This window comes from uncultured Veillonella sp. (assembly GCF_900545205.1).
Classification (GTDB): Bacteria; Bacillota; Negativicutes; order Veillonellales; family Veillonellaceae; genus Veillonella.
On record NZ_UQYC01000102.1, the window covers coordinates 1 to 4,765 of the forward strand.

Below are 4,765 nucleotides of genomic sequence, written 5' to 3' on the forward strand. Positions count from 1 at the left end.
GGTATGGCTGTAGCTCAGTATATTGCCGGAATGGCATTCTCTAATGTAGGTTTGGTTGTCCTTTCTGGTGTAGGCCATAGTGCACGCGATACGTACGAAATGTTACATAAACGTAATGTAGAAATGACGGCAAAACCATTTGCTATCGGTGTTCGTATTGAACATGATCAGGCTATCATTGACGAGTCTCAATATGGTGTAGAACCATCCAGCTTGGGTCTTGGTGCAGCGGAATATTCTCTTGTGTACCACGATAAAGAAACAGGCCGTACAGCGTATAGCTTCTGTATGTGCCCAGGTGGTCAAGTTGTAGCATCAGCGTCCGAAAATGGTGGCGTTGTTGTTAATGGCATGAGTTTATATGCTCGTGATAGCGGTGTTGCGAACAGTGCTATCGTAGTTAATGTAGGGCCTGATGACTTTGGTAATCATCCACTTGATGGTGTAGCATTCCAACGTGAATGGGAGCGTAAAGCTTATGAATTAGGTGGCTCTAACTTCCATGCACCAGCTCAGACCGTAGGCCAGTTTTTGGGGCTTTCACAAGCAACAGATGTACAAGATAGCACATATAGCTATGAACCAGGTGTAGTAAATTGCGATTTACATGATTGCTTGCCACCATTCGTAACGTCCGTGTTGGAACGGGCATTGCCGTATTGGGGACGACGTATTCATGGATTTGATGATCCTGCGGTATGCATGACTGGTGTTGAAACACGCACCTCTGCGCCGCTTCGCATGGGGCGTAATGAAGAACGTATTTCTCCAACTGTAGGTGGATTTTATCCTATGGGGGAAGGTGCAGGCTATGCTGGCGGTATTATGAGTGCAGCCCTTGATGGAGCAGAAACTGCCATTATATGCATGGCAAAATATGCAAAACCTAACTAGTTAGTAGTAGAATGTATTGTGAAGTAAACTACAGTATAGGTTCATTTTGGTACTGTAAAATACTATATCTATATAGTATATATATGTGTGGTGTATATATTGTGATATAATACACAACAGTGAATATATGAGGATTTGTGATTTTCACAATCCCTAGAGGAGGATAATTATGGCTCGTTTATTTGGTACAGATGGTGTACGTGGTGTTGTTAATGAATTTTTAACACCTGAATTAGCCTATCATTTAGGCCGTGCAGCGGCTACATATTTTGGTAAAGAAAAAGACCATCCTACATTCTTGATTGGTCGTGATACGCGTATTTCTGGCTCTATGCTTGAAAGTGCGTTAGCATCCGGTATTTGCTCTGTTGGTGGCAATGTTGTAATTGCCGGTGTTATTCCGACTCCAGCAGTAGCTTACCTTGTACGTCAACAAGGCTTTGATGCAGGTGCTGTTATTTCTGCATCTCACAATCCATATCCAGATAATGGTATTAAATTCTTTGATGGCAATGGCTATAAATTGCCAGATGAAGTAGAAGATCAATTAGAACAATATGTTCGTCAAAGTGCAGATAATGAATTGCCACGTCCTACAGGTGATGGCATTGGTACCATTGAGTACAATAGCAATTTAGCTCATTTCTACGCTCACTTTGTTCGCCACACAGTTGATACATCCCTTGAAGGTTTGACTATCGTATATGATGGTGCGAACGGTGCTGCATCTAGCGTAGGTCCTGAAATTTTATCTGGTCTTGGCGCTAAAGTAATTAACATCAACGTAAATCCAGATGGCTTGAATATCAATGATCACTGTGGTTCTACACATATCGAAGGCTTACAAGTGGCTGTACAACAACACAATGCAGACCTTGGTATCGCTAACGATGGTGATGCGGACCGTTGCTTATTGGTAGACGAAAAAGGTCAAGTTCTCGATGGTGACCAAATCATGCTATTGTGTGCGCTTAAATTGAAAGAAGAAGGCAAACTCAAAGATGATACTGTAGTTGGTACTGTTATGAGTAATATTGGATTCCATAAAGCGGCAGAAGAACTAGGAATGAAAACAGTTTCTACTGCTGTTGGTGACCGTTATGTATTGGAATACATGCGTGAACATGATCTCTCCGTTGGTGGTGAGCAATCTGGTCACGTAATCTTCTTAGATCACAATACAACTGGTGATGGCATGTTAACAGCTGTTCAAGTGGCAGCTCTTATGAAAGAAAAAAATCAACCACTTTCTGAGTTGGCTGGCATTATGACTAAGTATCCTCAAGTTCTTATCAACGTTCGTGTTGCTACAAAAACAGGTTGGGAAGACAATGATATTATTAAAGCTGCCATCGTAACAGCGGAAGGTGAACTTGGTGATGAAGGCCGCGTTCTAGTTCGTGCATCTGGTACAGAACCACTCATTCGCGTAATGGCAGAAGGTCCTAACCAAGAAGAACTACAAGCACTATGCCAAGAAATTGCTGATATTATCGGTAGAGAACAAGGGGTGGCCGAATAACTCTTAATGAGTAGTTTGATACTACTCCGTTTGGTTCCATTCTACAATTTCATATTAAAGGTATACCCTCCTATATATGTCCCTTTGCTCCGTCCTACGTAAAGTCGCTGCAGGAACATATATAGGAGGGTATTTATTTTATATTTATTTAGGATGGTTACCGAATGGAACCGTCACTATGGCGCAAATATTTCTGCATTATACCATTTCTACTCATTAAGAGTTATTTCGCATATGAGGGGGAGGATAGACGAGATGATGCAATTCATCTTATATATAGTTAAGAACTGTGTTGCTGTTACTATAGGTACATATATAGGATGTAATTTATGTTATTATAGCGATATAGCGAGAAATGAACTGAAAAAGCACTACTTTGAATTGTAATAATTCAGAGTAGTGCTTTTGTTATTATTTATCAGCCACAACGAGTTTGTATCCATTCAAGTGAATGTTACTGTTTGTTGTGTCTTCGTTTGTTAAGGATTTTACATAGCTGTCGCCTGTGAGTGTCCAGGTAGAGTCTTTGCTGAGTTTCATTGTAATTTCTTTAGCTGTGTTGTTTGTGTTTACAGCGCCAACGAGACTAGATCCATTTGTCATGTCTAGTGAGACAGTGCTGATGGAGTCAGCTACGATGTTACCGTTAAGTTCTTGGTTGGATGCGCGAAGTGTGAGGTGACCACCGTTTTCACCATCTTTACCCCAACGGGAGTCTGCTGCAGCTTTCACGAGTGTGGTAGTATTTGGCATTAAGATTGTGTTGCCTGTAAGGTCTGCTTCGGCAGTGGTGTTGTTTACATAGATGAACGCGCCTGTACCATGAGTTGTGAGTGTGTTATTTTCTGCTTTTAAACGAGCAATACCGCTTTCGGCATCACCGGAGAAACTTTGGTAAAGCATGAAACCATTGTCATGGTAGCCTGTAACATTAGAGTTCGTAAGGGTAATGGAGTTTTTACCTTCTACGACGCCTATTTCACTCTTGTTAGCTACGCCGTTGATACTGTTTGCTGTAATATTACCAGTGGAGTAGATGACAGGGCTACCCGCACCAGAGGTTGTAAGCTTAGCTGCCTCTGCAGTAATGGTACCTTCGCCACGGTCTGTAGCGAGCGTAGCAGAGTGAGCTCCTTCAGTGGTGATGGTTAAATTTTTACCGTTTACAGTGCCTTTGTATGTTGCATCTAAGCCGCGAGAGGAATCACCTTTTGTGTGAATATTAGTGTTCTCTACGTTGATAACAGATCCTTCGCCAGTGGCAAATACCGCATTAGATCCAATGCTATTAGATGTAATATTACTATTTTTAATGCTCGTTTGACTGCCTTCGATGCCGAGCACTACTGCGTTTTGTCCGCGAAAGTTACTGTTATCATCATTTGTGGTATTGCCTTGTTTATCAAATACGCTACTATCGATGATAATAGTAGCTTTGTTTTTTCCGATGAAAGCATTTTGGTCGCTTGTAGTATTGTCGAACCGTTGGTGTTCTAATGTTTGACTTTCACTAATCACAGATGTGCCTTTGAAAGTACTAGGATCGCCTTCCTTATGAGGCGTTGGTTCATTAATTTCTCCTGTCTTTACATCATCTGGTCTAGGTACATCGTTTTTAGGTGTATTAGCGTTAGGCACATCAGCCTTAGGGGCAGATATGCTTTGTGTTGGAACATTAGCTTGTATTGGTTCTGCACCAAAGGTAGGGGCAAAGGCTAGTGCTGCGAGGGCGCCGCCCGCTAAAGCTGGAACGATGAAACGTCTTAAAGTTTTATAATTACGTGAATGTGTCATATATAATAACCTCCAAATATTTATTGCGCGATAAAATCGAATTGTGTAAAATTAAGATTGTAAGAAGTATAGTAATTATCTGTGAAAATAGTATGAATGATACATGGGGTTTATAAACGAATACTAATCGTGATGTTTAGATATGTCGATGAGGATATCTTGCTTTCATCATTACTTATCACGTATAATATAGATTGGTATATGATGTATACTATTAAGATCTGCCGTATCTTATAGAAAGGAGTTCCCTAATTCGTAAAGGCGAATAGCGCAAGTACCCACGAAGGCAGTCGTTAGGGTAGACGAGGTGAAGGGTGATCGAATCATCAGCGGATGCTCTTCCGGCATATTCATGTCGTAACAGATATTAAAAAGCCCATTGGTAACGATGGGGACAAAGTGTATCTGAATGAATTGTATTCAAATATTATTTGATACATAATTTGAACATTAACTTAGATTGTTAAGTTAGAATAGTAATTTGTTAGCCTTAGTTGTTGGCTGGGGCTAGAAATACCCCCAGTTATAGGAGGATATACTTATGTGCGGTATCGT

Annotated in this window: 3 protein-coding genes; 2 read left to right on the forward strand and 1 reads right to left on the reverse strand. The window is 40.9% G+C overall.

Features of this window, described 5'->3' with window-relative positions; all coding sequences use genetic code 11:
- A partial coding sequence (locus QZR70_RS08435; protein WP_363661713.1) for an FAD-dependent protein occupies positions 1-894 on the forward strand: 894 nt, incomplete at its 5' end.
- Positions 895-1,063: 169 nt separating this feature from the next.
- Complete coding sequence (gene glmM / locus QZR70_RS08440) at positions 1,064-2,416, forward strand: phosphoglucosamine mutase (RefSeq protein WP_295794478.1); 1,353 nt, start codon at positions 1,064-1,066, stop codon at positions 2,414-2,416.
- 411 nt (positions 2,417-2,827) lie between these two features.
- Here the strand turns inward: glmM and QZR70_RS08445 are convergent, their stop codons facing one another.
- Positions 2,828-4,210, reverse strand: coding sequence for a hypothetical protein (locus tag QZR70_RS08445; protein WP_295794479.1), 1,383 nt, complete (start codon positions 4,208-4,210; stop codon positions 2,828-2,830).
- Between the last annotated feature and the right edge of the window lie 555 nt (positions 4,211-4,765).

Bases quoted from the DNA above. Each gene is read 5' to 3' on its own strand.
- glmM (WP_295794478.1), top strand. From the start codon at position 1,064: ATGGCTCGTTTATTTGGTACAGATGGTGTACGTGGTGTTGTTAATGAA.
- QZR70_RS08445 (WP_295794479.1), bottom strand. From the start codon at position 4,210: ATGACACATTCACGTAATTATAAAACTTTAAGACGTTTCATCGTTCCA.